General features: G+C 63.3%; 17 protein-coding genes. 8 read left to right on the top strand and 9 right to left on the bottom strand.

The window, feature by feature from the left end; translation table 11 throughout:
* Entirely contained in the window at window positions 1-189 is a 189-nt protein-coding gene (locus tag B071_RS0113490) for a ferredoxin (protein ID WP_018527599.1), read from the bottom strand.
* A 169-nt stretch (window positions 190-358) separates the two neighbouring features.
* Here B071_RS0113490 and B071_RS0113485 point away from each other — a divergent pair, with 169 nt between their 5' ends.
* A complete protein-coding gene (locus B071_RS0113485) occupies window positions 359-2,239 on the top strand; it encodes a DUF4914 family protein (protein ID WP_026245241.1) in 1,881 nt (626 codons plus the stop codon).
* 117 nt (window positions 2,240-2,356) lie between these two features.
* On the opposite strand, the gene B071_RS0113480 is transcribed toward B071_RS0113485, so the two are convergent.
* The 3 genes from B071_RS0113480 to B071_RS0113470 form a co-directional block, all read right to left on the bottom strand.
* A complete protein-coding gene (locus B071_RS0113480) occupies window positions 2,357-2,632 on the bottom strand; it encodes a peptidylprolyl isomerase (RefSeq protein WP_018527597.1) in 276 nt (91 codons plus the stop codon).
* 58 nt (window positions 2,633-2,690) lie between these two features.
* Window positions 2,691-3,932 (bottom strand): EAL domain-containing protein, encoded by a 1,242-nt coding sequence (locus tag B071_RS0113475; RefSeq protein ID WP_018527596.1) that lies wholly within the window; start codon window positions 3,930-3,932, stop codon window positions 2,691-2,693.
* Window positions 3,932-4,930, bottom strand: a complete 999-nt coding sequence (locus B071_RS0113470; RefSeq protein ID WP_018527595.1) for a Gfo/Idh/MocA family protein — start codon at window positions 4,928-4,930, stop codon at window positions 3,932-3,934. The genes B071_RS0113475 and B071_RS0113470 overlap by 1 nt, the downstream gene beginning before the upstream one ends.
* A gap of 64 nt (window positions 4,931-4,994) precedes the next feature.
* Here B071_RS0113470 and B071_RS0113465 point away from each other — a divergent pair, with 64 nt between their 5' ends.
* The 3 genes from B071_RS0113465 (at window position 4,995) to B071_RS0113455 (ending at window position 10,389) form a co-directional block, all read left to right on the top strand.
* A complete protein-coding gene (locus B071_RS0113465; protein ID WP_018527594.1) occupies window positions 4,995-6,587 on the top strand; it encodes an AMP-binding protein in 1,593 nt (530 codons plus the stop codon).
* 136 nt (window positions 6,588-6,723) lie between these two features.
* Complete coding sequence (locus B071_RS17785; protein ID WP_018527593.1) at window positions 6,724-8,277, top strand: ABC transporter substrate-binding protein; 1,554 nt, start codon at window positions 6,724-6,726, stop codon at window positions 8,275-8,277.
* A gap of 306 nt (window positions 8,278-8,583) precedes the next feature.
* The gene (locus tag B071_RS0113455) at window positions 8,584-10,389 is read left to right on the top strand and encodes a putative bifunctional diguanylate cyclase/phosphodiesterase (RefSeq protein WP_438829729.1); all 1,806 of its coding nucleotides are present in this window, start codon (window positions 8,584-8,586) and stop codon (window positions 10,387-10,389) included.
* 14 nt (window positions 10,390-10,403) lie between these two features.
* Here B071_RS0113455 and B071_RS17780 read toward each other — a convergent pair whose 3' ends face one another.
* The 3 genes from B071_RS17780 to B071_RS0113440 all read right to left on the bottom strand — a co-directional run bounded on the left by B071_RS17780 (window position 10,404) and on the right by B071_RS0113440 (window position 14,133).
* Window positions 10,404-12,068, bottom strand: coding sequence for an ABC transporter ATP-binding protein (locus B071_RS17780; RefSeq protein WP_438829728.1), 1,665 nt, complete (start codon window positions 12,066-12,068; stop codon window positions 10,404-10,406).
* A gap of 141 nt (window positions 12,069-12,209) precedes the next feature.
* Complete coding sequence (locus B071_RS0113445; RefSeq protein WP_018527590.1) at window positions 12,210-13,304, bottom strand: ABC transporter ATP-binding protein; 1,095 nt, start codon at window positions 13,302-13,304, stop codon at window positions 12,210-12,212.
* On the bottom strand, window positions 13,261-14,133 hold the full coding sequence (locus B071_RS0113440) for an ABC transporter ATP-binding protein (RefSeq protein WP_438829727.1): 873 nt from the start codon (window positions 14,131-14,133) through the stop codon (window positions 13,261-13,263). Before B071_RS0113440 ends, B071_RS0113445 begins: the two co-directional genes overlap by 44 nt.
* An 84-nt stretch (window positions 14,134-14,217) precedes the next feature.
* Between B071_RS0113440 and B071_RS0113435 the strand changes: the two genes are divergently transcribed.
* From B071_RS0113435 to B071_RS0113425, 3 genes are all read left to right on the top strand, one after another.
* Window positions 14,218-15,531, top strand: coding sequence for a DNA adenine methylase (locus B071_RS0113435; protein WP_438829715.1), 1,314 nt, complete (start codon window positions 14,218-14,220; stop codon window positions 15,529-15,531).
* Window positions 15,532-15,656: 125 nt separating this feature from the next.
* The gene (locus tag B071_RS17775; protein WP_018527587.1) at window positions 15,657-16,577 is read left to right on the top strand and encodes a DUF1028 domain-containing protein; all 921 of its coding nucleotides are present in this window, start codon (window positions 15,657-15,659) and stop codon (window positions 16,575-16,577) included.
* A gap of 43 nt (window positions 16,578-16,620) precedes the next feature.
* Window positions 16,621-18,687: a bacteriohemerythrin gene (locus tag B071_RS0113425; protein WP_018527586.1), complete on the top strand. Its 2,067-nt coding sequence runs from the start codon at window positions 16,621-16,623 to the stop codon at window positions 18,685-18,687.
* Here the strand turns inward: B071_RS0113425 and B071_RS17770 are convergent.
* Together B071_RS17770 and B071_RS18725 are read right to left on the bottom strand one after the other, a co-directional pair.
* Window positions 18,670-19,713 carry a calcium/sodium antiporter gene (locus tag B071_RS17770; protein ID WP_018527585.1) on the bottom strand — a complete coding sequence of 348 codons (1,044 nt, stop codon included), beginning with the start codon at window positions 19,711-19,713 and terminating at the stop codon, window positions 18,670-18,672. The two genes, B071_RS0113425 and B071_RS17770, sit on opposite strands and share 18 nt — an antisense overlap.
* Entirely contained in the window at window positions 19,713-20,930 is a 1,218-nt protein-coding gene (locus B071_RS18725; RefSeq protein ID WP_083914985.1) for a GGDEF domain-containing protein, read from the bottom strand. The genes B071_RS17770 and B071_RS18725 overlap by 1 nt, the downstream gene beginning before the upstream one ends.
* A gap of 136 nt (window positions 20,931-21,066) precedes the next feature.
* On the opposite strand from B071_RS18725, the gene cls reads away from it, so the two are divergent.
* A complete protein-coding gene (gene cls / locus B071_RS0113410; protein WP_018527583.1) occupies window positions 21,067-22,497 on the top strand; it encodes a cardiolipin synthase in 1,431 nt (476 codons plus the stop codon).
* The last annotated feature ends 31 nt before the right edge of the window (window positions 22,498-22,528 follow it).

Genomic DNA, 22,528 nt, shown 5'->3' with positions numbered 1-22,528 from the left:
TTACTCGATGACGATGGCGTCAGCGGGGCACTCCTCCATCGCTTCCTGCACCTGGTCTTCCAGGTCAGCAGGAACGTCGCCGGGCTTCGCCTCGGCCAGGCCGTCGTCGTTCATGATGAACACATCGGGAACCATGTTTGTGCAGATCGCACAGCTGATGCACAGATCGGGATCAACTTTCGTCGTCATACGCAACTCCTTTGCACGTTTTTGTGTGCTGACTCGGGGATTATTGTGATGCAGGGATCTTAAAAAGTCAATTGCTTTTCTTCTTTGGTGCGTTGCCGGTAGAAAAACGTTAAAAAAATCACTATTTTTTTACTTGAACGTCTTCCCATCTACATTGTAACCTAGGGCCATGAAAACGTCACCACTGGATCGCTTGGTTTTAAGCGAGCATCTTCACAAGATGCTCTGCTGTGTTGACCTGGTTTTTCCGGAAAGCCGCCAGCACCTTCTGGAGCTCGCTTTCCTGGAAAGTGATAAGGACCTCGTGGAGGTTGCCTACGATGTTCCCGGCAAAGGGCGTGTCCTGGAGGCCACGGTCGGTCGCTGCAAGAACGGAGCTGCCGTAAACTACGTGGAGCCCTACATGCGCCGGCGGGACCCCGAAGCGATGGTCATCGCCGATGACCGTCCCACGGACAAGCCCCACTGGAAGAACCGCTTCGATCGGCCCTTCGAGGAAGTCCGGCAGGAGACCTTCAACTGGTTTCGTGAGGACGCGGGGCCGCTCATCGTGCTGCCCTTCCTCTCGGGNGACAAGAAGCGGGGGTATCCCACGCTCCTGATCGCGCCGGCAAACGCCGGGTTCTTTGTGGCCGGCCTTGCCGACCTGCAGGGATTCTTCCCCGCCGAGGAGATCCCCGAAAACTTCGAGCCCCGGGCTGTGATTTACCTGGCGCCTCCCTTCCGTCATACCCACTTCGACGGAAAGCAGGTGGTTGTCCACAACCGTCTGCCCGGAATGCACGAGCTCTTCTCCTACAACCTCTACCCCGGGCCCAGTGCAAAGAAGGGTGTCTACGGAATCCTCCTGAGCATCGGCGAGGAAGAGGACTGGGTGACACTTCACAGCTCGGCTGTGCGGGTGGTTACTCCCTACGACAACGAGTTTGTGATCATGCACGAGGGCGCCAGCGGTGGCGGAAAGAGCGAGATGACCCAGCAGCTCCACCGGGAACCGGACGGCCGGATCCGCCTGGCTCACAACACCATCACGGGAGACGATGTTTACTTCGAGCTCCTGGATCCCTGCGAGCTGCAGCCCGTCACCGATGACATGGCACTGGCTCATCCCTCGATCCAGACCAGCACCACGGGCCGCCTCATGATCGAGGATGCCGAGGCGGGTTGGTTCCTCCGGGTGGACCACCTCAACGAGTACGGGAAAGAACCGGCTATCGAGAAGCTCTGTATCGATCCGCCGGAGCCCCTGATCTTCCTGAACCTCGAGGGAAAACCCGGGTCCACCATTCTGCCCTGGGAGCATATCCAGGACGCACCGGGAAANCCCTGCCCCAACCCGCGGGTGATCATGCCGCGCCACTTCATCGACAAGGTGGTGGACGATCCGGTCGCTATAGACGTGCGGAGCTTCGGTGTTCGGACGCCTCCCTCAACCAAGAAAAATCCCAACTACGGTATCATCGGCATGATGCACATCCTGCCACCCGCTCTGGGATGGCTCTGGCGGCTGGTGGCCCCCCGTGGCCACGCGAACCCCAGCATCGTAACCACCGAGGGTCTCACCAGCGAGGGCGTAGGATCCTACTGGCCCTTTGCCACGGGCAAGCGGGTTACCCAGGCGAACCTCCTGCTCAAGCTGACCCNGGAGACTCCCGGGACCCCCTACGTGCTTATCCCGAACCAGTACATCGGTGCGTACCACGTAGGATTCCAGCCCGAGTGGATTCTGCGGGAGTACATGGCTCGCCGGGGATCGGTGAAGTTCCGGCCCGAGCAGCTGATCGAGTCCCGCTGTCCCATCCTGGGATACAGCCTGGAGCGGCTCAAGGTCGCTGGCCAGCTGATGCCCACCGGTTTGCTCCACGTTCACGAGCAGCCCGAAGTGGGAATCAAGGGGTACGACGCCGGACAGAAGATCCTCACCGATTTCTTCAAGCAGGAGCTCTCGCAGTTCCTCACGGACGATCTGGATCCCCTGGGACGAAAGATCATCGAGGTCTGCATGAACGACGGAACTCTGGAAGACTACATCAAGGTGTACACCTCCTGAGGTTCCGGGTCCCGGGGGTTCCCGGGACCACCCCTGATGGTCGGGCCCCGGCGGGAGTGATCGCAACGGATCTTTCGTGGCGATCGGCCGGGGGCCGGATCCTGCCCTCCGGGGCCGCTAGCGCTCGCCGGTCTTCTTGATAAGGTGGTATCCGAACTGGGTTCGAACCACGCCGGAGACCTTCCCGATACGCAGTTTGATCACCGCTTCCTCAAAGGGTTTTACCATCTTCCCCGGGCCGAACCACCCCAGATCGCCTCCCTTTGATTTGCTCGGACAGGTGGAGTGCTCCTTCGCCAGGGCCTCAAAGCGGGCGCCGCTCTTGATCCGCTTCAACAGCTGCTCCGCCAGGGCTTTCTCTTTTACCAGAATATGACTTGCTTTCCATTCCATGGCGGGCAGTATACNTTTTTTTTGCTTTTTCTTCAGCGCCTCTCCTGCCCCCGCCCCTTCAGGAGCAGCGCAGNTCCACGCAGAGCAGGCAGTGTTCCCCCCGGGCGGAACGGAACTTCTGGGTGATGGTTCTGCAGAGGTTTCCCGTGGTCAGGGAGATGCGGGGGGGGGTCACGTACCGGTCCTGGTCCAGGGCATGAAGCCCGAAGACGGCGTCCCGGTAGCTGTGGTCCGCGCCCTTCCTGGCGAGGCAGAAGAGGGGGTTATCGCCGGGTCCGCAGGGATCGACGTCCCCGCCCCCCTCGGGAACAACCATTCTGGTGATCTGGATCCCCTCGTCGGTGGTAATGCAGATCGTATCGATCGTCTCCCGGGTCAGAACCCATTCTTCGAGGCAGGACTCCATCTGATCGGGGCTGATTTTTTCCAGNTCCTCCAGGAGGCGGGAGATCTCGCCCGAGATGGCCAGATCGGCCTGTCGGGCTCTCCGGAGATCGACGGCGATCATCTCCTGAAGGTTCGCCATCAGGGGGGGNATTTTCTCCGCCCCCAGGGTGATCATGGANGCTATCCCGGGCCGGGGGCGTCCCAGGAGAAACCCCTGGGCAAGNTGAACCCCCTCGCGGGAGCAAACGGCCAGATCCTGGAGCGTTTCGATCCCCTCGGCCAGGCTGAGGGCACCCATCGCCTGGGCCAGGTAGACCACAGACCGCAGGAGGGCCTGTTTCAGCNTGTCCTGGTGAACCCCCTGCACAATGGAGCGGTCGATCTTGATGATCTGGGGTCGCACCAGGGCGACCCGCTCGAGGTTGGAGTTCTTTGTGCCGAAGTCGTCCAGGGTGATGAGAAGCCCCTCCTGGCGGGTNNGGGTGACAAACTCCAGCAGTTCCCGGGGCGTGTGAACCGAGGNCTCCACGATGTCCAGGGCNACGTTTCGGGGGTCCAGGCCCGCCCGTCGAAGGGTGGAGAGAAGCGCTTCGGGGTCCAGGTTGCCTTCGTTCAGGAGGTGGGCCGAGAAATTCAGGAAGAGCAACAAACGCTGCCCNGCCCGGGGCGTCTCTTCCACAAAGGAATCGACCGAAACCTGGTTGGCGGCATTCTCGAGTTCCAGGAGGCACTCCATCCGGCGGGCCCTCTCGAAGACGATNCCCGGAGCAAGAAGCGCTCCGTCGCGCGTCACGGGGCGCAGGAGCGCCTCGCACCCCACGATCTGCCCGNTCTGGAGGTTGACCACAGGCTGGAAGTAGGAGGAGAGCCGGTCCACCTGCAGGCTCTCCAGGAGATCCTCCAGGCAGAACATCACGCNAGAGGCTCCGATGCGCCCGACGAGAGGCTCCGGCCGAGGGCCTCCATGAAGGCCAGGTCCTGGAGGACCTTCTCGCGGGTGTATCGGGGAGGTGTNCCCTCCCGAAGGTTGCCGAGGATCTCCTTCCACATGGTTGTGTTCTCGCAGTGCCACGAAAAGGGGAGNAGCGATTCTGTCCCGTCCAGGGGTGAGCGGATATGAAGCTCCCGGTCGCGAACCACCAGGGCTCCTCTGGTTCCGTGAATCACGAAGTGGTCTCCCAGTTTTCCCAGGCACCCCGAGTAGACGATCGTCCCCTGGATATCCCCCGGGTAGACCGCCGAGAGGGTGAGCAGGTCGACCTCGCCGAAATCGGGCCGGAGCGAACGACCCCGGGCAAAGACCTCCCGGGGCGGACCAAAGAGTTCCTGCAGCANCGCCACCTCGTGAATGCCGCCGTCGAAGAAGGTTCCCAGAGGATAGTCGGGGTTCTGGCGCCAGTCTGTCTGACCGTAGCCCCCGGTCTGGTCCCCGTCGGCGGAGATTNTGCCGTGGAGGACCCGTTCAAAACTCACGGGAGTGCCGATTTCCCCCTCCTTCAGGAGGGTCCGGGTCTCCGGCAGGAGGGCCTTGTAGAGGAACTGTTCCAGAACGATCAGGGTGCCGGGGCTCTGCTCCTCGATGCGGTAGAGTTCCTGTGCCTCGGCCAGGGATCTGGCCAGGGGCTTCTCCACGATGGCGTGCTTTCCTGCTTCCAGGGCGGCCCGCGCAAAGGAAGCGTTCAGGTTGATCGGAGTGAGAATGATAACCGCCTCGACCTCGGGGTCCTCGATCAGCTTGCGGGCATCGCTGTAGATCGTTGCATCGGGGTAGGCCTGGCGTGCCCGCTTCTGGTTTTCCCTGGAACGGGCCGCCACGGCAGCCACGTGGATCTCGTCGTGCAACTCCGAGAGGATCCTGCGGTGCGTTTTTTCCCATATCAGCCCGGGACCGATAATTCCAGAATGTATCATACCTTTATCATAAACCAAATTTTGCTTTCTTGCCAAAGCGAGGCCTCGGGTGTAGCCTGTAATCATGAATCAACCAGAAACTATTCGTGCAATTGTTGCTCAGTCTGTCGAGCGCCACGCCGATCTGGTGGCTTTCCGGATGACCGGCACGACCGGGCACACCTATCGGGAGATGGGAACCGCCATCGCCGGGGTTCAGCAGGAGCTGGCCCGCCTGGGCGTGACAAAGGGAGACCGGGTTGCGCTTTTGAGCGAGAGCCAGGTCGGGTGGCCTGCCGCCTATCTGGGGATCACCTCCTGGGGCGCCGTGGTGGTGCCCATTCTCACGGAGTTTACTCCCGAGGACGTGCAGGGAATCATCGAGCACTCGGGAAGCNGCGTNCTGATCGTCTCTCTCCGGCACCAGGAGCGGCTGGGGAGCCAGCTCGAGGGGCTGGACCTCACCGTGCTGGTTCTGGAAGAGCTGCTGGAGCAGGTCCTCCGAGGGCAGGCGACGCTTCCCGGGGAGTACCCCCAGGAGCTGGAGCCCGGGGACACGGCGGCGATCATCTATACCTCGGGGACAACGGGGCACTCCAAGGGTGTCGAACTCTCGCACCGTAACATCTGTTCCAATGTCTTCGGGTCCAACGGCTTTGCNGCAGGGGGAATCAAACCGGGTGATCGCATGCTCTCGCTCCTCCCCCTGGCTCACACCTACGAGTGTACCCTGGGGATGATACTTCCCTTCACCATGGGCGGGGTCGTAACCTATCTGGACCGGCCCGCCTCTCCCTCGGTTCTCATGAGCGCCCTCAAGGAGGTTCGGCCCGACCTGATGCTGGCCGTGCCCCTGCTCATCGAGAAGATGGTGCGGGCCCGGATCATGCCCAAGTTGAACAAGCCCCTGGTGCGAATCATCCGGATGATTCCCGGGGTTAACCGGATCATCTATCGCGCAGCAGGAAAGAAGCTTCTGGCGGCTTTCGGCGGGGAACTGCGCTTCTTCGGGATCGGCGGGGCTCCCCTGGCGGCGGATGTGGAGGACGTGCTCTTCCGCATGGGTTTTCCCTACGCGATCGGCTACGGCCTCACCGAGACCGCACCGCTCCTGGCGGGGACCAGCCCCGGTGCGAATACCCGTCGTTCCACGGGTGTGAACGTTCCCGGCGTGGATATCCGCATCCAGGACGGTGAGATCCAGGTTCGCGGCCCCAACGTGATGAAGGGTTACTATCGCGATCCCGAACAGACCGCCGAGGTCTTCACCGAGGACGGCTGGTTCCGCACGGGTGATCTGGGGGCCTTCGATGCCCAGGGACGGCTCTACGTGAAGGGGCGGAAAAAGTCGGTGATCGTCGGGGCCAGCGGAGAGAACATCTATCCCGAGGCGATCGAATCCCTGATCAACCAGTTCAGGGGCGTCGTGGAGTCCCTGGTGATCGAACGCAGCGGTCGTCTGATCGCCCGGGTTCTTCTGGATTACGAGCAACTCGCCGAACAGGTGACGGAACAGATGAAGGGCCACGCCGGGAACACTGCAGCCTATCTGGAGGACATCCGTCGCCAGGTAAACGCCAGACTCAGCTCCTTCTCCCGCCTCACCGAGGTGGTGGAGCAGCGCGAACCCTTCGAGAAGACGCCCACCTTCAAGATCAAGCGCTACAGGTATCAGTGAGCGTGGAGTAGCGATAGTGCGGAGGTTGATCGGGGGGCCTCGTTCTTCTTTGTGGGCTGCGCAGGGTTTGTGGGCTGCGCAGGTTTTGCGGGCTGAGCGGGTCTTGCGGCCCGCGCCGGTTTTACGCGCTCTGCCGATGCTTCTGGCCGGGGCGGTGGTGCTCTGGGGTGGCCCCGTCTTTGCTGCGGGAGCCCCCGAGATTCCCGCCGGGCCCGACCTTCTCACCATCGCCCTGGTGGAGGAGCCGGAATCGCTGGATCCGGTCTGGCCCGGAANGCCCTCGGCCGATTCCGTGAGGACCCACCTGATGGAGGGTCTTGTCAGCCTGGAGGAGACCCTTCCCGGAGAAGGCCTCTCGCCGGTGCCGGCCCTCGCCGAAAGCTGGGAGCGCAATGACGATGCCACGATCTGGACCTTTGAGATTCGCCGGGGCGTGGTCTTCCACGACGGCACCGGCCTCGACGCCCGGGCTGTGCTGGTAAATCTCGAGCGCTTCAGGGATTCTCCCTTCGCTCCGGCCCGGGCCGCCCTCCTGGAACCGATCGAAGCGATTGAGCAGGCGGGGTCCCACACGATCCGGATCGTTCTCTCCCGCCCCTGCGCCGACATTCCCTTCAGACTCGCCCGGGCAGCTCCGGGGATCGTGAGCCCCGCCTGGCTNNGGGATATCGCCCCCGAGGACCCTTCTGCCGTTCCCGCCGGAACGGGACCCTACGTGGTTGACCGCTGGGCACGGGGCGAAGAGATCTCCCTGACCGTGAACCGGCGCTACTGGGGACCCCCTCCAGGGGTATCGCGCCTGGTCTTTACCGTTCTTCCCCAGGCCTCGGCGCGGGTAGCCGCCCTGGAGCGCGGCGAGGTCGATGTGGCCCTGGAGATACCCCCCGGGCGAGAGAGGGAGACGGTGGGGANGGCCGACCTTTCCCTGATTCGCCGGACCAGCCCCCACACGACCTATATTGGCTTTCATACTACCCGGGGCCCCCTGAAAGACCCCCTGGTGCGCCGCGCCCTGAACCACGCCGTGCAGGGGGANCGNATCCTGGAAGGGCCCCTCCAGGGAGCTGCNACCCGTGCCCGGGGGCCTCTGGCTCCGGTTGTCTTCGGCAGCGCCCCTGCCGACCCCTACGGTTACGACCCTGCCCTGGCCAGGGAGCTTCTCTCCCGGGCCGGATTCCCCGAGGGGTTCGAGATGGTTCTCTATCACCCCCTGGGACAGCATCCCCGGGAGGTCGCCGTAGCCCGGGCCGTGCAGGATATGTTGCTCCAGGTGGGGGTTCGGGTGCGGCTGGAGAGCTACAGCTTGCCCCGCTTTCTGGAGCTCACCTCGCTTCCGGCCGATCAGGCTGGGTACGATGCCTATCTTATGGGGTGGGAAACGGCCACGCTGGATGCCGACTGGGGGCTTTTCCCGCAGTTTCACAGCGAAGCCCTGCCTCCGGCAGGCAACAACCGGGGGTTTTACGCCAACACCCTGGTGGATGACCTCCTCCTGCGAGGCCGGCAAGAGCCTGACCGTCAGGCCAGACAGAAGATCTACGCCGAGGTTCTCCGGAAGATCGGGGAGGACGCCCCCGGGATTTTCCTCTACCACCAGGAGGAGACCCTGGCCCTCTCCCGGGGATGGCAGGGGGTCTCGCTGCACCCCCTGGGGTATCTCAGGACCGGCCAGGCCCGTTACGGGGAGTGATGCACCTCCCCGTAACGGGGTCCCCGGCCGGGAATTTCCGGGAGCAGACCGGGCGACATTCGAAAAACGGGCGCTCCTGCGCTATAGTGTAAGGCATCAGAGTCTGATACCGGAGGTATTGTGGCGTGGTTACCGGAAGGCCCCCCCGGGGGCGGGTCGCAGGCATTTCCCTCGGCNCCGATAAAAGATCAGATCAATACGCTCCTTGATCTCTATCTTCTTCTGGGGGTGGTGTTCCTCCTTTTGGCAGGGGTCATTCATGCCCTGACGGCCCTTCTCTACGGCCCCGACCGGCAGGCGCTGGTCATGCTGGGGGCCGATGGCCTGTCGGTTCTGCTTCTTCTGGCGGGGCTGGCCTTCCGGAGGCTGCTCGGGCCTCCGCAAAAGCTCGCACTGATTATCCTGGTGGTAACGCCCATCGCGACGCTCTCTTTNATCTATAACGGCCTTCTGGGGAGCGGCACCATCCTGATCTGCACGGTAATCATGATCGTGGTCGTCACCGTGAGGCCCCGGGTGGCTCTGGTTGCCGTGGGGAGCNTGCTCCTGGTCTTTCCCCTTCTGGCGCTTCTGGTTTTTCTGGGGGTCGTCTCCTACGCTCCCCAGGCTGCCCTGCGGGTGAACAGTCCCCTGACCTGGATATTCCACGGAATTATCATGACCGGCTTTGCCTGTATCAGTGGTATCACGGTGAACACCTTCAGGTCGAGGTTGCTCCGCCATATCCACGAGCTGGACCGCTCCCGGGCTCGTGTGGAACGGCTGGCTTTTTTCGATTCCCTCACGGGGTTGCCCAACCGCCATCGCTTCGAGGAGTACCTTCGGGAGCGCCTCTCCGGGAGGGGGGTGAAGGGCTTCGTGGTGCTGCTGGACATCAAGGCCTTTCGGGTGATCAACGCCATGTTCGGAAACGACCGGGGAGACCGGGTTCTNCGGACCGTGGCGGAGCTGTTGCAGGCTGAGGAAGCCCACCCCCAGTATTACGCCCGGATCGGCGGCGACGAGTTCGCCCTCTGGATCGAAGGGGTCGACGGCGAGGAGCTCCAGCGGGAGTTCNGCCGNTTTTGTGCCGCCACGGACCGGGCCTTTCCGGCGGCGCGTCACGGCCACCGGATATCCTACTACTGCGGTGTCTCCTCCTACCCTGACGACGGCGATAGCNTCGAGGTCTGNTGGCGGCGCGCCAGCATCGCCCTTCGCTGGGCCAAGGAGCATCTGCGGGAGGGAATGGTCTTCTTTGCTCCCGAGATGCTCGCCGGGGCCGACGAGACCCTGCGTCTCCAGAACCTCCTGGAGCGGGCGATCCAGCANAGGGAGTTCCGTATCGCCTACCAGCCCAAGGTGGATGTCCATTCCGGAAAGATTCTGGGCGTGGAAGCCCTGGCGCGGTGGGATTCTCCCGAACTCGGTTCGGTCTCCCCCNCCATCTTCATCCCCGCCATTCTTCGGGCCCANCTGACCATACCCTTCAGNCGCCTGATCTTTACCATGATTCTGGAGCAGATGCCGGAGATCGAGAGAAACTACGGCCAGGGAACCCCCGTGGCGATCAACGCCTCGGCGCATTTTTTTGGTATGGCCGGGTTCAGTCAGTATGTAATCGATACCATAACGCGGGCCGGGGTGAATCCGTCGCAGATCATCTTNGAGATTACCGAGGACGTTCTTATTGAGGATATGCCCGCCATGCAGCAGGTGCTCTGCGANCTCACCCGTTTCGGCGTGGGGGTCTCGCTGGATGATTTCGGCACGGGTTTCTCTTCGCTCTACTGCATTCNCTCCCTGGCCTTTACAGAACTGAAGATCGACCGNTCCTTTGTGGAGCATATCTGNAGCGACGAGAAGAGCTTCAAGCTCTTTCACCTGATCTGCTCTGTGGCGACCCTCTACGGCCTTACCATNGTNGCCGAGGGGGTGGAGACCCAGGAGCAGGCNGANAAGCTGAAGGAGACCTTTTGCAGCATCGCCCAGGGCTTCCATTATGCCCGACCGGAGATCCTCTGNAGCGGANCCGGTCAGGTTTCCCCGGGGTCGGGCGAGCCCCCGGTGCTGGAGTTATCGCCCGGTCCGGAGCGCCCCTCCGCAGCGGCACCGGAACGGCCCCCCTCCTGAGGAACGCCGGGGGGCTATCGTTGGTGCCGCAGCAGCCAGGCGTAGCGCCCGTTCCGGGCTGCCAGCTCCTGGTGGGTCCCTTCCTCGACGATCTTCCCCTGGTGCATCACCAGAATCCGGTCGGCCCCGCGGATCGTGGCCAGGCGGTGGGCGATGACAAAGGTTGTCCGTCCCCGGCGGAGCCGTTCCAGGGCTCCGTGGACGAGCTGCTCTGTTTTGATGTCCAGATACGCGCCGGCCTCGTCCAGGATCAGCACCGTGGGGTCCCGGATCAGGGCGCGGGCGAAGGCAACGATCTGGCGCTGGCCGATGGAGAGATTGTTCCCCCGTTCTCCCGCTGGCGTATGGATTCCCTCGGGGAGAGACNGGATCATTTCCTGAACGCCCATCTCCCGGAAGACCTGAAGAATCTCCTCCTCCGAGGCCCGGGGGGCACCGAATCGTACGTTTTCGGCGATGCTTCCCGAGAAGATCCCCGCGTCCTGCATGACCAGGGCGATCCGGGAACGGAACCACTGCTGCGGAAGGGTTTTCAGATCGTGGTTGTCCACCAGAACCTCTCCCCGCAGGGGGTCGTAAAAGCGGCACAGGAGATTCATGATGGTGCTCTTTCCCGCGCCGGTGGCGCCCACCACGGCCAGGGTCTCTCCGGGCCGGGCCGTGAAGGAGATATCCTGGACAACGTAGTCTTCTCCCTCGTAGGCGAACCAGACCTGATGGAANGAAACTTCTCCCCGCATCGGTCGGGAGGGGGAAAAATCACGGGAGGGCTCCTCGTGGGAANCCTCCCGGGGTTCGTCCATGAGCGCAAAAATACGCTCCGCCGACGCCATGGCGCGGCTCATCTGGTTCAGCATGTTGCTGATTTTCTGAAGCGGCTGGAAGAAGCGGTTGATATACACCAGAAAGGCGGCGATCACCCCCAGGGAGATCGCCTCCCGGTGCAGCAGGATTCCTCCTCCCAGAAGAACCAGAGCCGTTCCGGCGAGCCCCAGGGTGACNACGCTCTGCCAGAAAAGGGCGTTGAGGGGGTAAAAGGTCCGGGCCTCCTGATAGTACTCCTGATTTATCCGGCCAAAGTTTCCGATATTCTCCTCTTCCCGGGCAAAGGNCCGGATCACCTTGATTCCCGAGATCGATTCGTTCAGAAAGGCGTTCACGATCGAGAGNGTATGCTGGATCCGTCGCCCGCGCTCGATCAGTTGTCCCTGAAGGCCGAAGACCAGGGTNCAGAAAAGNGGCAGNGTAACCACCAGAACCAGGCTNAGNCGNNCATCAAGAATGACCATGGCCGCGATCAGCCCNNCCAGAGTGAGAACGTCCACCACCACCGTGTCCAGCCCGGCCCGGAGCAGCTCCTCCAGAACCTGGATNTCGTTGGTGACGCGACTCATGATCTGCCCCGCCTGGTGAGTGTCGTAGAAGCGGAAGGGCAGATACTGCAGTCTCGTGACCAGATCCTTGCGGAGNGACGAGAGCAGGCCGTAGCCGATCTTCATCATGAGTATCCCCTGGTAGCGGTTGCTCNAGTAGAGCAGGACCAGGAGCGCGGCCAGGAGGGCCAGAAGCCGGACCAGTCCCCCGNGATCGCCNGGTACAATGAAGCGGTCGATGCCGATCTGGAGCAGAAGCGGAATTGCCACGGTGCATCCCACGGCGATGATCGCCAGGGTATACATCAGNACCAGGGCGCGCCCATGGCCCGCCAGGTACCCCAGAAGGCGCCTCAGGATGGTCCAGTCGAAACTCCGGGAATCTTTTTCCGGAGAAAACTCCGGGGAAATCGAAATGTGGCGGGTGCTGCCTTTATTGAGCATGGGTCAGGTCTCCTGTTTCTCGTAGATCGTCCGGTACAGGCTGTTTTGCTCCAGCAGGGCTTCGTGGGAGTCCACGGCCTGAACGGTGCCCTTGTCCAGTACGATGATCCGGTCCGCCAGTGCCAGCGAGCTGACCCGCTGGGCGATGATGATCGTGGTCCGTCCCGCCATGAGGGTATGGAGCTGCTGCTGAATTCGCCGTTCCGTCACCGCGTCGAGGCTGGAGGTGCAGTCGTCGAGAATGAGAATTCGGGGGTTCTGGAGAAGGGTCCGGGCGATGGCGATCCGCTGCCGCTGGCCTCCCGAGAGACCCGTCCCGTATTCACCCACGGGGGTCTGGTAACCCCGGGGGAGGGTCATGATGAAATCATGAATCTGGGCATACCGGGCAGCCTGCTGGATCTCCTGATCCGAGGCATCGGGGCGGGCGAAGGCGATGTTGTCCCGTATGGTGGCAGAGAAGAGAAAGGTCTCCTGCAGAACCGTGCCGATCCGGGAGCGCAGGTAGGGCAGGTCCCAGTTCTCGATCTTCTCTCCGTCGATCCTGATCGTTCCCGCCCTGGGGGGGTAGAATCGGGGAATCAGGGATATGAGGGTGCTCTTGCCCGCCCCCGTGAGGCCGAAGAGCGCCACCCGTTCGCCCGGTTCTATCTGGAAGGAGACGTCTCTGAGCACGGGGGTGTCGGGCTGGTAGTGAAAGCNCACCCNCTGNAAGGATATCGCCCCCTCGATGGGTCTGCGGCACNGGCCGGTGTTCCGCTGGTTCTGGTCGGGGCTCTCCAGGATCTGGCGGACCCGATTGGCCGCGCTGGCCGCCTGGTTCACCAGGGCGGTGTTGAAGGCCAGAATTCGCAGGGGGAAGGCCATGACCGAGAGATAGGTAATGAAGGCCAGGAGCGTTCCCAGGGACATCTGGCCCGAGATCACCCGGTATCCTCCCAGGGCGAGGACGATCAGTGCCCCCGCACCGTCGGTGATCAGGAGGATCGGGTTCAGGCAGGCCTGGAGCAGGGAGGACTCCAGATCGCGCTGGAGCATCCGCTTGTTCTGCCGGTCAAAGCGTTCGGTCTCTTCCTGTTCCAGGGCAAAGGCTTTCACGATGCGTATTCCCGTGATGTTTTCTTGGATGTGGGTATTGAGGTAGATAGGTAATGAAGGCCAGGAGCGTTCCCAGGGACATCTGGCCCGAGATCACCCGGTATCCTCCCAGGGCGAGGACGATCAGTGCCCCCGCACCGTCGGTGATCAGGAGGATCGGGTTCAGGCAGGCCTGGAGCAGGGAGGACTCCAGATCGCGCTGGAGCATCCGCTTGTTCTGCCGGTCAAAGCGTTCGGTCTCTTCCTGTTCCAGGGCAAAGGCCTTCACGATGCGTATTCCCGTGATGTTTTCCTGGATGTGGGTATTGAGGCGACCCATTTCGCGCTGCTGGGCCGCGCCGGCATGGCGCATCCGCCGGCTGTAGGAGATGATCGCCACGATGAAGAGGGGAATCGCCGTGTAGACCGCCAGGGCAAGGCGCCAGTCCTGGAAGAGCATGAGGAGGAAGATCGTTCCCGATATGAGGGATATCCGCAGGCGATGTTCCAGNCCGAAGGCGATAAAGTTCCGGATCAGCTGGATGTCCCAGGTCGCCCGTGACATGAGATCGCCCGTTCGGGCCTGGTCGTAGAAGGCTGTCTCCAGGTGCTGGAGCTTGTGGTAGAGGCTGTTGCGCAGGTCCCGTACCGCCGCCTCGGCGGTGAACCAGAAGGCGCGGATCATCAGGTGAACCGCTATCCCCCGCAGGAACGCCAGAGCGAGGAGGCCTCCCGAGAGAGCTGCCAGGCGTCTGAGCCCTGCCGGTTCCCCCAGGGAGGGGTAGATGTGATCCGTGGCGTAGGCGACGATGACCGGCACGATATAGGCAAAGCCGTCCACCAGAAACATCGCACCGAAGGCGCCGGCCAGGTGAAGCCGGTAGGGGCGGAGAAAGGGCCAGAGTATTTTCAGGGTTGAGCGCAGCGCGTTGTCATGCTCCATCGCTGCAGTATAGGCTGGATCGCTATGGTGTCCCAACCGTCTCTACAGGATGAATTNTTTCCCCGGGATGAGCTGTTTCTGCGGGAGGAACGGCCTGTGCAGGGTAAACCGTCTCTGCAGGACAGGCCGTCTCTACAGGATGAAACCTCTTTACAGGGCGAGCCCTCTGTGCGGGACGAGCCCTTCCTCCGGGATCAACTGATAACCTGCATCGGGAACAAGCGAGCCTTGCTTCCGCTGATAGACCAGGCGGTCCGGGAGGTTCTGCGTCGTCTGGGCCGATCCTCTCTCGCCGGGGCCGATCTCTTCTCCGGGTCGGGGATCGTGACGCGCTATCTCAAGACCGTCTGCCATCGTCTGGTGGCTAACGATCTGGAATACTACAGCGAAGTGATCAACCGGTGTTACCTGGCGAACAGAGGCGATCTTGACGAAGGGCGCCTGGGGAACCTGCACCGGGACCTGACGCAGCAGCTCGCCGAGGACGAACGGAGGGGCTNTCTGCGGGAGGGATTCATCGCCCGGAACTACGCCCCCGCCGACGACGAGAACATTCAGTCCGGGGAGCGGGTTTTTTACACGCGTCGCAACGCCTGCTTCATCGACACGGCCCGCTCCTACATCGGTGAGCTGGAGAAGGAGGTTCAACCCTTTTTTCTGGCTCCCCTCCTGGCAGAGGCCTCGGTCCACGCGAACACCGCCGGGGTCTTCAAGGGGTTCTACAAGGACAAGCGAACCGGCCTGGGCCGGTTCGGGGGGGCGGGCCAGGACGCCCTGGCCCGCATCCGGGGGGATATCGNGCTGCACTACCCCTGTTTTTCTCCCCGGGAAGGCTCCTGGCGGGTCTTTCGGGAGGACGCCAACGAACTCGCCCCGCGCCTTGCCCGGGAAGGGGAGATTTTCGATCTGGTCTATCTGGACCCTCCCTATAACCAGCACCCCTACGGTTCGAACTATTTCATGCTGAATCTGATCGCCCGATACCGGGAGCCGCTTCAGGTGAGCCCCGTCTCGGGGATTCCCCCCGACTGGAACCGGTCGGTCTACAACATCCGGCGCAGGGCTGCCGGAGCCCTGGAAGCGCTCGTGCAGTCCCTCCGGGCCCGCTTTGTCCTGGTATCCTTNAACAGCGAGGGATTTCTCTCGCGGGAGGATATCCTGGAGATGCTCCGGGAGCTGGGACCGGTGGAAGTTCTGGAGACGTCCTACGCAGTTTTTCGGGGAAGCAGGAACCTTCGCAGCCGACCGGGCAGGGTGAAGGAGTTTCTTTTTCTTCTGGACTGCCGGNCNCGTCTGGAATCCTGATCCCGCCCGGATTCTCCTCCCGCCCGGAANGGGGCAGTGGTGCCGGGGATCCCGAGCTCGCCCCGGCTGGTTCTTCCGGGAAAGACCTTGCCTGCCGGGGTGATTGCGGGTGATAATCCGCATCTATGGCTTGGACGAACAAACTTGCTGCTACCTATTCGATCGTGGCGGTGGATCACGAGACGCGAACCATGGGGGCCGCCGTCCAGTCCCACTATTTTTCCGTGGGTTCCGTGGTTCCCTGGGCGCAGCCCGGCGTGGGGGTGGTGGTCACCCAGTCTGTGGTACAGGCCGACTTCGGGCCGTGGGGCCTCTCCCTGCTCGGGCAGGGGCTGGCGCCCCCGGCGGTGATGGCCATGCTCCTGGTGGGAGACGAGCATCCCCAGGTGCGGCAGCTCGCGGTGATCGCTCCTACGGGCGAGAGCGCTGCCCACACGGGGGATCGCTGCATTGCCCAGGCAGGGCATCTGCGCGAGCCCGGCTTCTCGGTGCAGGCAAACATGATGGACCGCCCCGGCGTACCCGAGGCGATGGCTCGGGCCTACACCGAGTCTCGGGGTGCCCTGGCGGAACGGCTTCTGGGGGCTCTTCAGGCGGCCGAGGTGGCTGGGGGTGACCTGCGGGGCCGTCAGTCGGCAGCGATGGTGATCGTCTCTCTCGATCGGGTTGCCCCGGTACGGGAGGGGCGACTACTGGATCTGCGTGTGGAGGATGCCCGGGAACCGCTGGAGGAGCTGGCGCGGCTGATTGCCCTCCACAGGGCCTACGCGGCGGCCGAAGAGGGCGATGATGCCCTCGCCCGGGGAGATATCACCGGTGCAGGCGAGGCCTATCGCGAGGCCCGTCGGCTGGCTCCGGAGAACCGGGAGCTCCGGTTCTGGGAGGCCCTGGGCCGGGCTGCAGCGGGTGACATCCCCACGGGCCGCAGGGCCCTGCAGGAGTTGGCCGGGGAAGATCCCCGCTGGATCGAACTTGCCCGGCGNCTTCCCGCTACCGGTCTGATCGGNTTGGANGAGGCGGGCTGGGCGACGCTGCTGGAACAGTAAATCGGGGACAACAAACCTGGAACAGTCAACAAGGGAGTTTGGTATGAAGAATAATGCAGGAAGCGGAGCGGTTCGTGCCGTGGGCCGTTTGCAGATGGCCGGTTCCGCAGCGGTCTTGGCACTGTTGCTTCTGGTGTCGTTTCCCCGCCCCGAGGAGGGCTCCGCACTGGGGCTTCTGCTCCGTTGGGGAGCCCTTCCCCTGGGGCTGGTTCTGCTGGCAGGGTGGGCCTTCCGCCTTCGGCAACTTCTGAACCGCCTCGGCGATGCCCATGAGGATACGGGAGGGGATCTTTTCCGGGTTGTTTCCCGGGTGGCAGAATCGGCCATGGCCAGCGAGAGCGCGGGACGCAGACTGGCCTTTCAGGTAGGCGATACCCTGGCCGCTACGGCACGGATCTCCTCGCGCAGCGCCCAGGGAACGGCCCGGGTCCAGAGCCTCTCCCGGCAGGTCGAGGAGGGAGCCGCAGCGGTTGAGGAGATCCAGGCCTCCGTGGAGAGTCTGGCCCGGCGAATCGGTGAGCAGGGTGCCTCGGTTGAACAGAGTGTCTCGGCTGTGACGGAGATGTCTTCGTCGATCGAGAGCGTTGCCCAGGTGGCAGAGAAGAAGCGGGAGGCCGCCGACCAGTTGCTGGCCACNACCGAGGAGGGGCGCCGGGCTGTGACGGCCACGAGCACGATCATCGGTGAGGTGGTCGAGCGGGTGGGTGCGGTCAACCAGATGATCGATGTGATCAACGATATCGCCGCCAGGACGAACCTGCTGGCCATGAACGCCGCGATCGAGGCTGCCCACGCCGGGGCCTCGGGCCGGGGATTTGCCGTTGTTGCCGCAGAGATACGGAAGCTCGCCGAGGGAACCGCCGCCAACGCCCGCCATATCTCGGATAATCTGGCGACCCTGGGCAAAAAGATAGAGGACGCCCAGAGCGCCGGCACGGCGATCGACAGCTCCTTTGGACGGATCGANACCGAGGCTCGGGAGGTCTCTCTGGCCTTCCGGGAGATCGGGGCCGCCACGGCAGAGCTCTCCACGGGGACCCGGGAGGTGCTCTCGGCGGCAGAATCCCTCCAGACGATCTCACGGGAACTCTCCTTCAGTGCCGAAGAGATGAGCGTTGGGGCCCGGGAGGTTACCCGGGTAATCAGCGATACCCGCAGCGCCGCGCAGGACACGGTGGTGATGATCGGCGAGGTGAGCGAGGCCGCCACGGACGTTACGGAGTCGACCGAGCGGATCTCTGCCCTGAGCATGGATAACAATAGCCAGATCGATGGTCTGATCCAGGTTCTTCAGGGATATCAGACCGACGCCGACCAGGTCGAGGAGGAAGCGCGCAAGCGCCTCCAGATGGCCTCGATCATGTTGAAACACATGTCCTGGGTCGCCCGGGTGCGGATGGTTCTGGACGGTCGGATATCGATCCCTCCCGAGGAGTTGCGGGACCACAAGGCGTGCGAGCTCGGAAAATGGCTGGCCCGGGAGGGGCAGCAGGCTATTCCCTCGGCGCAGACCTTCCAGCGACTCGACGAAACCCACCGTCGTCTGCACGGCCTGGTGGCCGAACTGGTCCGCCCCGAGGGGGATCGCGATCCGTCGCAGCGCGAGGAGTCGTTCCAGGCGCTCCTGGAGGCCTCCCACGTGATAACCGAGATTCTTACCGCGACCTATACCTCGACGTCCGTGGAGTGGACCCCTGCCGTGGCTGTGCAGGTTCCTTCCTTTGACAGCCATCACAAGAAGCTCTTCTCCCTGATCAACAAGCTCTACAAGGCCCTCCAGGAGGGGGCTGCCGGAANGGTGCTCAGATCGGTCTTTGATGAACTGATAGACTATGCGGGGTACCATTTCTCCGCCGAGGAGGCCACCCTGGAGCACTTCGCGTATCCACAGTGCGCCAAGCACAAGGAAGAGCACGCTCTCCTGGTGGCTCGGGTGAAAGAGCTCCGGGCTGATCTCGAGAAGGGGAAACCCCTGGTGGCGGTTGAGGTGATGGAGTTNCTGCGTGAGTGGATCACGAACCACATCAAGAAGTGCGACAAGCTCTACGGCGCCTTTCTTGCCGACAAGGACGTGGCGGAGTTCCTGCGCGATTCAGGCCGTGAGAAATAAGGTGACCCCGTAGATCAGGTAGAGCCCCAGAAGGATTGCCCCTTCGGGGCGCTCTATCTGGCCGAGGCGCTCTACCTGGCCAGCGCGTATCGTTTTCTGCCCGGCAGGCCCGCCAGGCCCGGCAGGCCCGGGGGCGGCGCTCTTTTTGCCGGTGAAGATGAACAGAAAGAGGAGCCCCGTCGAGAGAAGGTGGGCGCCATGATCCAGGGGCCGGGGCCCCGTCGCAACGGGGGTGATCAGGGCGGTTGATCCGATCACGAGAAGAACGTTGAAGATATTGGACCCCACGGCGTTGCCGATGGCCAGGTCCGTTTCACCGCGACGGAGAGCCGTTATCCCCGTGGCCAGTTCCGGCAGGGAGGTGCCGATCGCCACGATCGACGCCGCGATGACGTACTCGGGGAGGTCGATCAGGCGGGCCGTTCCCAGAGCTCCCAGAACCACACCGCGACCCCCCGCTGTCAGGAGCGCGAGCCCCCCCGTCATGACCAGGGCGGATCGAAGCCAGCAGGTTTTTTCCTGCTGGCAGGAGCCCTTGGGGGCCGCGCCGCAGTGGGCCTCCTCCGGGAGAAGGGGCTCCCTGGACCGCCGGGAGAGCACGCCCACGTAGACCAGGAACCCCCCGAAGAAGAACAGCAGAAGGCCCCCCTCGCCACGGCTGATGATCCCGTTCGATGTGACCAGCAACAGCAGCAGGGCCGAGACGATCGCCAGGGGAATCTCGGCCCAGGTGGTGGAGCGTCCCACGGGAAGGTTCCGGCAGAGAGCGAGCAGACCCAGCAAACCCGCGATGTTGAAAATATTGCTCCCCAGGATATTTCCCAGGGCGATCTGGGAGCTTCCCCTGAGGGCCGCCGCGATATTTATGACCAGCTCCGGCGCCGAGGTTCCAAAAGCGAGGATCGTGAGACCCACCACCAGGGGCGGCACGCCCAGCCCCCGGGCCACGCCCCGGGCGCCGCGGACAACCAGCTCGGCACCACCCAGCAGGGGGGCAAAAGCCAGGAGCAGCACCAGGGGGTACATCACAGGGGCGATGGCACGGCTCCCTGGGAGGTCGTCCGGGGCAGGCAGACCCTGTCTCTGCCCTCCTCCTTGGCCTGATAGAGCGCGCCGTCGGCGTCCCGCAGGAGTGCATCGGCGATCAGCGCTGCGTCGCCCGGGCGCAGGGGGATCTCCCTGGTCTCTGCAGAAGATCGTGCCTGGAGACCCGCCACGCCAGCGCTGAGGGTAATCTTCAGGGCGCCCGCACGGGTTTCCAGCGGTGTTCGGGCCGTTGCAGCCCGGAGTTTTTCTGCCAGGTTCACGGCCGCAGCGGGTGGAGTGTCGGGGAGCAGCACAAGAAACTCCTCGCCGCCCCAGCGGCAGAGGACATCGGAGGAGCGGGTGTTGGCCCGGAGTATCCCGGCAAAGCCGCGCAGGACCTCGTCCCCCACCTGGTGTCCCCAGGTNTCGTTGATCTGCTTGAAGTGATCCAGATCGATCACCACGATCGCCAGGGGTGTCTGGTAGCGGACGTAGCGGTGTATCTCGTGGGTCAGGGCCTCGTTGCCCCGGCGGCGGTTATGCAGTTCCGTCAGCTCGTCTTTACCGGCCAGGATAAAGAGCTGATCTCTCTCCCGGGTCTGGGACGTGAGCCCCCGAAGAAGTTCCTGTATTTCTGCGGTGATCTCTCGGGTTGTCGCGGTTGCCGCCAGCCCGTGGCNCGCCAGAAATCCCGCGATCCCGGCGACGGTTGGGATGGTCNGGCCGGTTCGGGGGCCTGCCAGGATCAGGAGAAGACTTCCCAGACCCAGGGCTGCTGCCCAGATAAGGCTGCCCNTCTCTCCCCGGCGAAGGCGGCCNGTGAGAAACCACCCGCCCCCCAGGATGCACCCCAGGGCNNTGGCGTAATATCCCGCTGTCAGGAGGCGNCCCGGCAGGGTCGGGAGGAGCTGGCCCGCCTCTGTCAGTGATACCAGGGAGTGCAACAGGAGTGTCAGGGCGAAGGAGGCGAAGAGCAGGTGTTCACCCCTGGTCTCCCGAAGGTGAAGGAGAAGGAGATGGTGAAACCCCGCCAGGAGAGATACCGCCAGAAAGAGGATCGGACCCTGCGGACAGACCCCGGTCGGGCAGGAGATGCCAGAGAAGACCGCTGCGGCGAGGGCTGCCCCCACGGAGAGAAAGGCGACCGCTCCGGCACGGCCCGGGCAACGAGGTGGGACGAAGGATGTGCGGGATGTGCCGTGAGCCTCTTCTTTCATAGTTCCCCCGGGGGGNNCCCCGAGGGTAGTACGGATTTGCTTCAAGAGTGAAGACCTTTTGCGGGCTTCGGAGGTCGCTCTGGTGCCCCCTGCCGGGACGGCTTGACCGGAGGCTCTTCAGGGGGCACCATGAGGCATGGTTCTTGCTCTGGTTATTGCCCTGGCCCAGATTCTGGGGGTTCTCTCATCCGTATCTGCTCTTCTCACGGCCCGGACATCCCAGGGGGCGATCGCCTGGATCGTCTCGCTGAACACCTTTCCCTACCTGGCTGTTCCTCTCTACTGGATTTTCGGGCGTTCCCGCTTCGAGGGATACGTGGACTCCCGGAAGGCGGTGGACCACGAGTTCCGCCGCCACCAGGATCGNCTCATGGGGCTCCTGAACCTGCTCAAGTCCCGACGCTACCAGAACGATACGCCGGGGGGGCGAATCCTGGCGGTTGAACGAATCGCCGAGCTTCCTTTTACCGGGGGCAACGCNGTGGAGCTTCTGGAAAACGGTGAGGACGGGTTTCGCCGGATGTTCCAGGCGATCCGCCGGGCCGAGCGCTACGTGCTGGTTCAGTTCTACATCGTTCGGGCCGACCGGGTAGGGCTCGAGCTGAGGGATCTCCTCCTCGACCGCGCCGCTGCGGGGGTCCGGGTTTTCTTCCTCTACGACGAGATCGGGTCCTACAAGCTGCCCGGACGGTATCTGCGGGACCTTCGCGAGGGAGGGGTCCGGGTGACCTCTTTTTCCTCCACCAGGGGGAAGCGGAACCGCTTTCAGATCAATTTCCGGAACCACCGGAAGGTTCTGGTTGTGGACGGTCGGGTAGGGTACGTGGGGGGGCTCAACGTGGGCGAGGAATACCTGGGAGAGACCTCCCGGTTCGGCCCCTGGAGAGACACTCACCTGGAGATCGCCGGGCCGGCCCTGGTGGGGCTCCAGCTCCCCTTTGTGGAAGACTGGCACTGGGCTACGGGAGAATACCTCGATCTGGACTGGGAAGAGGTGATGGAACAGACCTATCCCCAGGGGCACAACGTCCTGGTGGTTCCCTCGGGGCCGGCCGACGAGTTCCCCACGGCGGGGCTCATGGTGCAGCACGCGATTCACTCGGCCCAGCGGGTCCTCTGGATCGCGAGCCCCTATTTTGTCCCCGACGAGGGGGTCCAGGACGCCCTGAAGCTGGCTGTTCTGCGGGGCGTGGACGTGCGGATTCTTATCCCCGATCGACCCGACCACATGCTGGTCTTTTTTTCGGCCTTTGCCTTTCTGGGACCCATGCTCGAGGCGGGCGTGCGGGTCTACCGGTACCTGCCGGGATTTCTTCACCAGAAGGTCTTCCTCGTGGACGATCAGGTGGTGGGGATCGGCACGGTGAATCTGGATAACCGCTCCTTCCGGCTGAACTTCGAGATCACCGCGATCGTTCTGGGAAGCCGCTTTGCCGGGCGGGTTCGGGGGATGCTTCTGGGTGACTTTTCCCGTTCCCGCGAGATGATCCCCGAGGACGTGAGCAAGATGCCTCTGCGGCTCCGTCTGGCTTCGCGGGTCTCCTATCTCTTTGCCCCCGTTCAGTAACGGGGTGTCCCCGGTCACGGCTGGAGGTTCG

Origin of the sequence: Alkalispirochaeta alkalica DSM 8900, from assembly GCF_000373545.1 — a bacterium.
Classification (GTDB): domain Bacteria; phylum Spirochaetota; class Spirochaetia; order DSM-27196; family Alkalispirochaetaceae; genus Alkalispirochaeta; species Alkalispirochaeta alkalica.
Note: the sequence above shows the minus strand (reverse complement) of the source record. Positions and strands in the feature narration are given on the sequence as shown.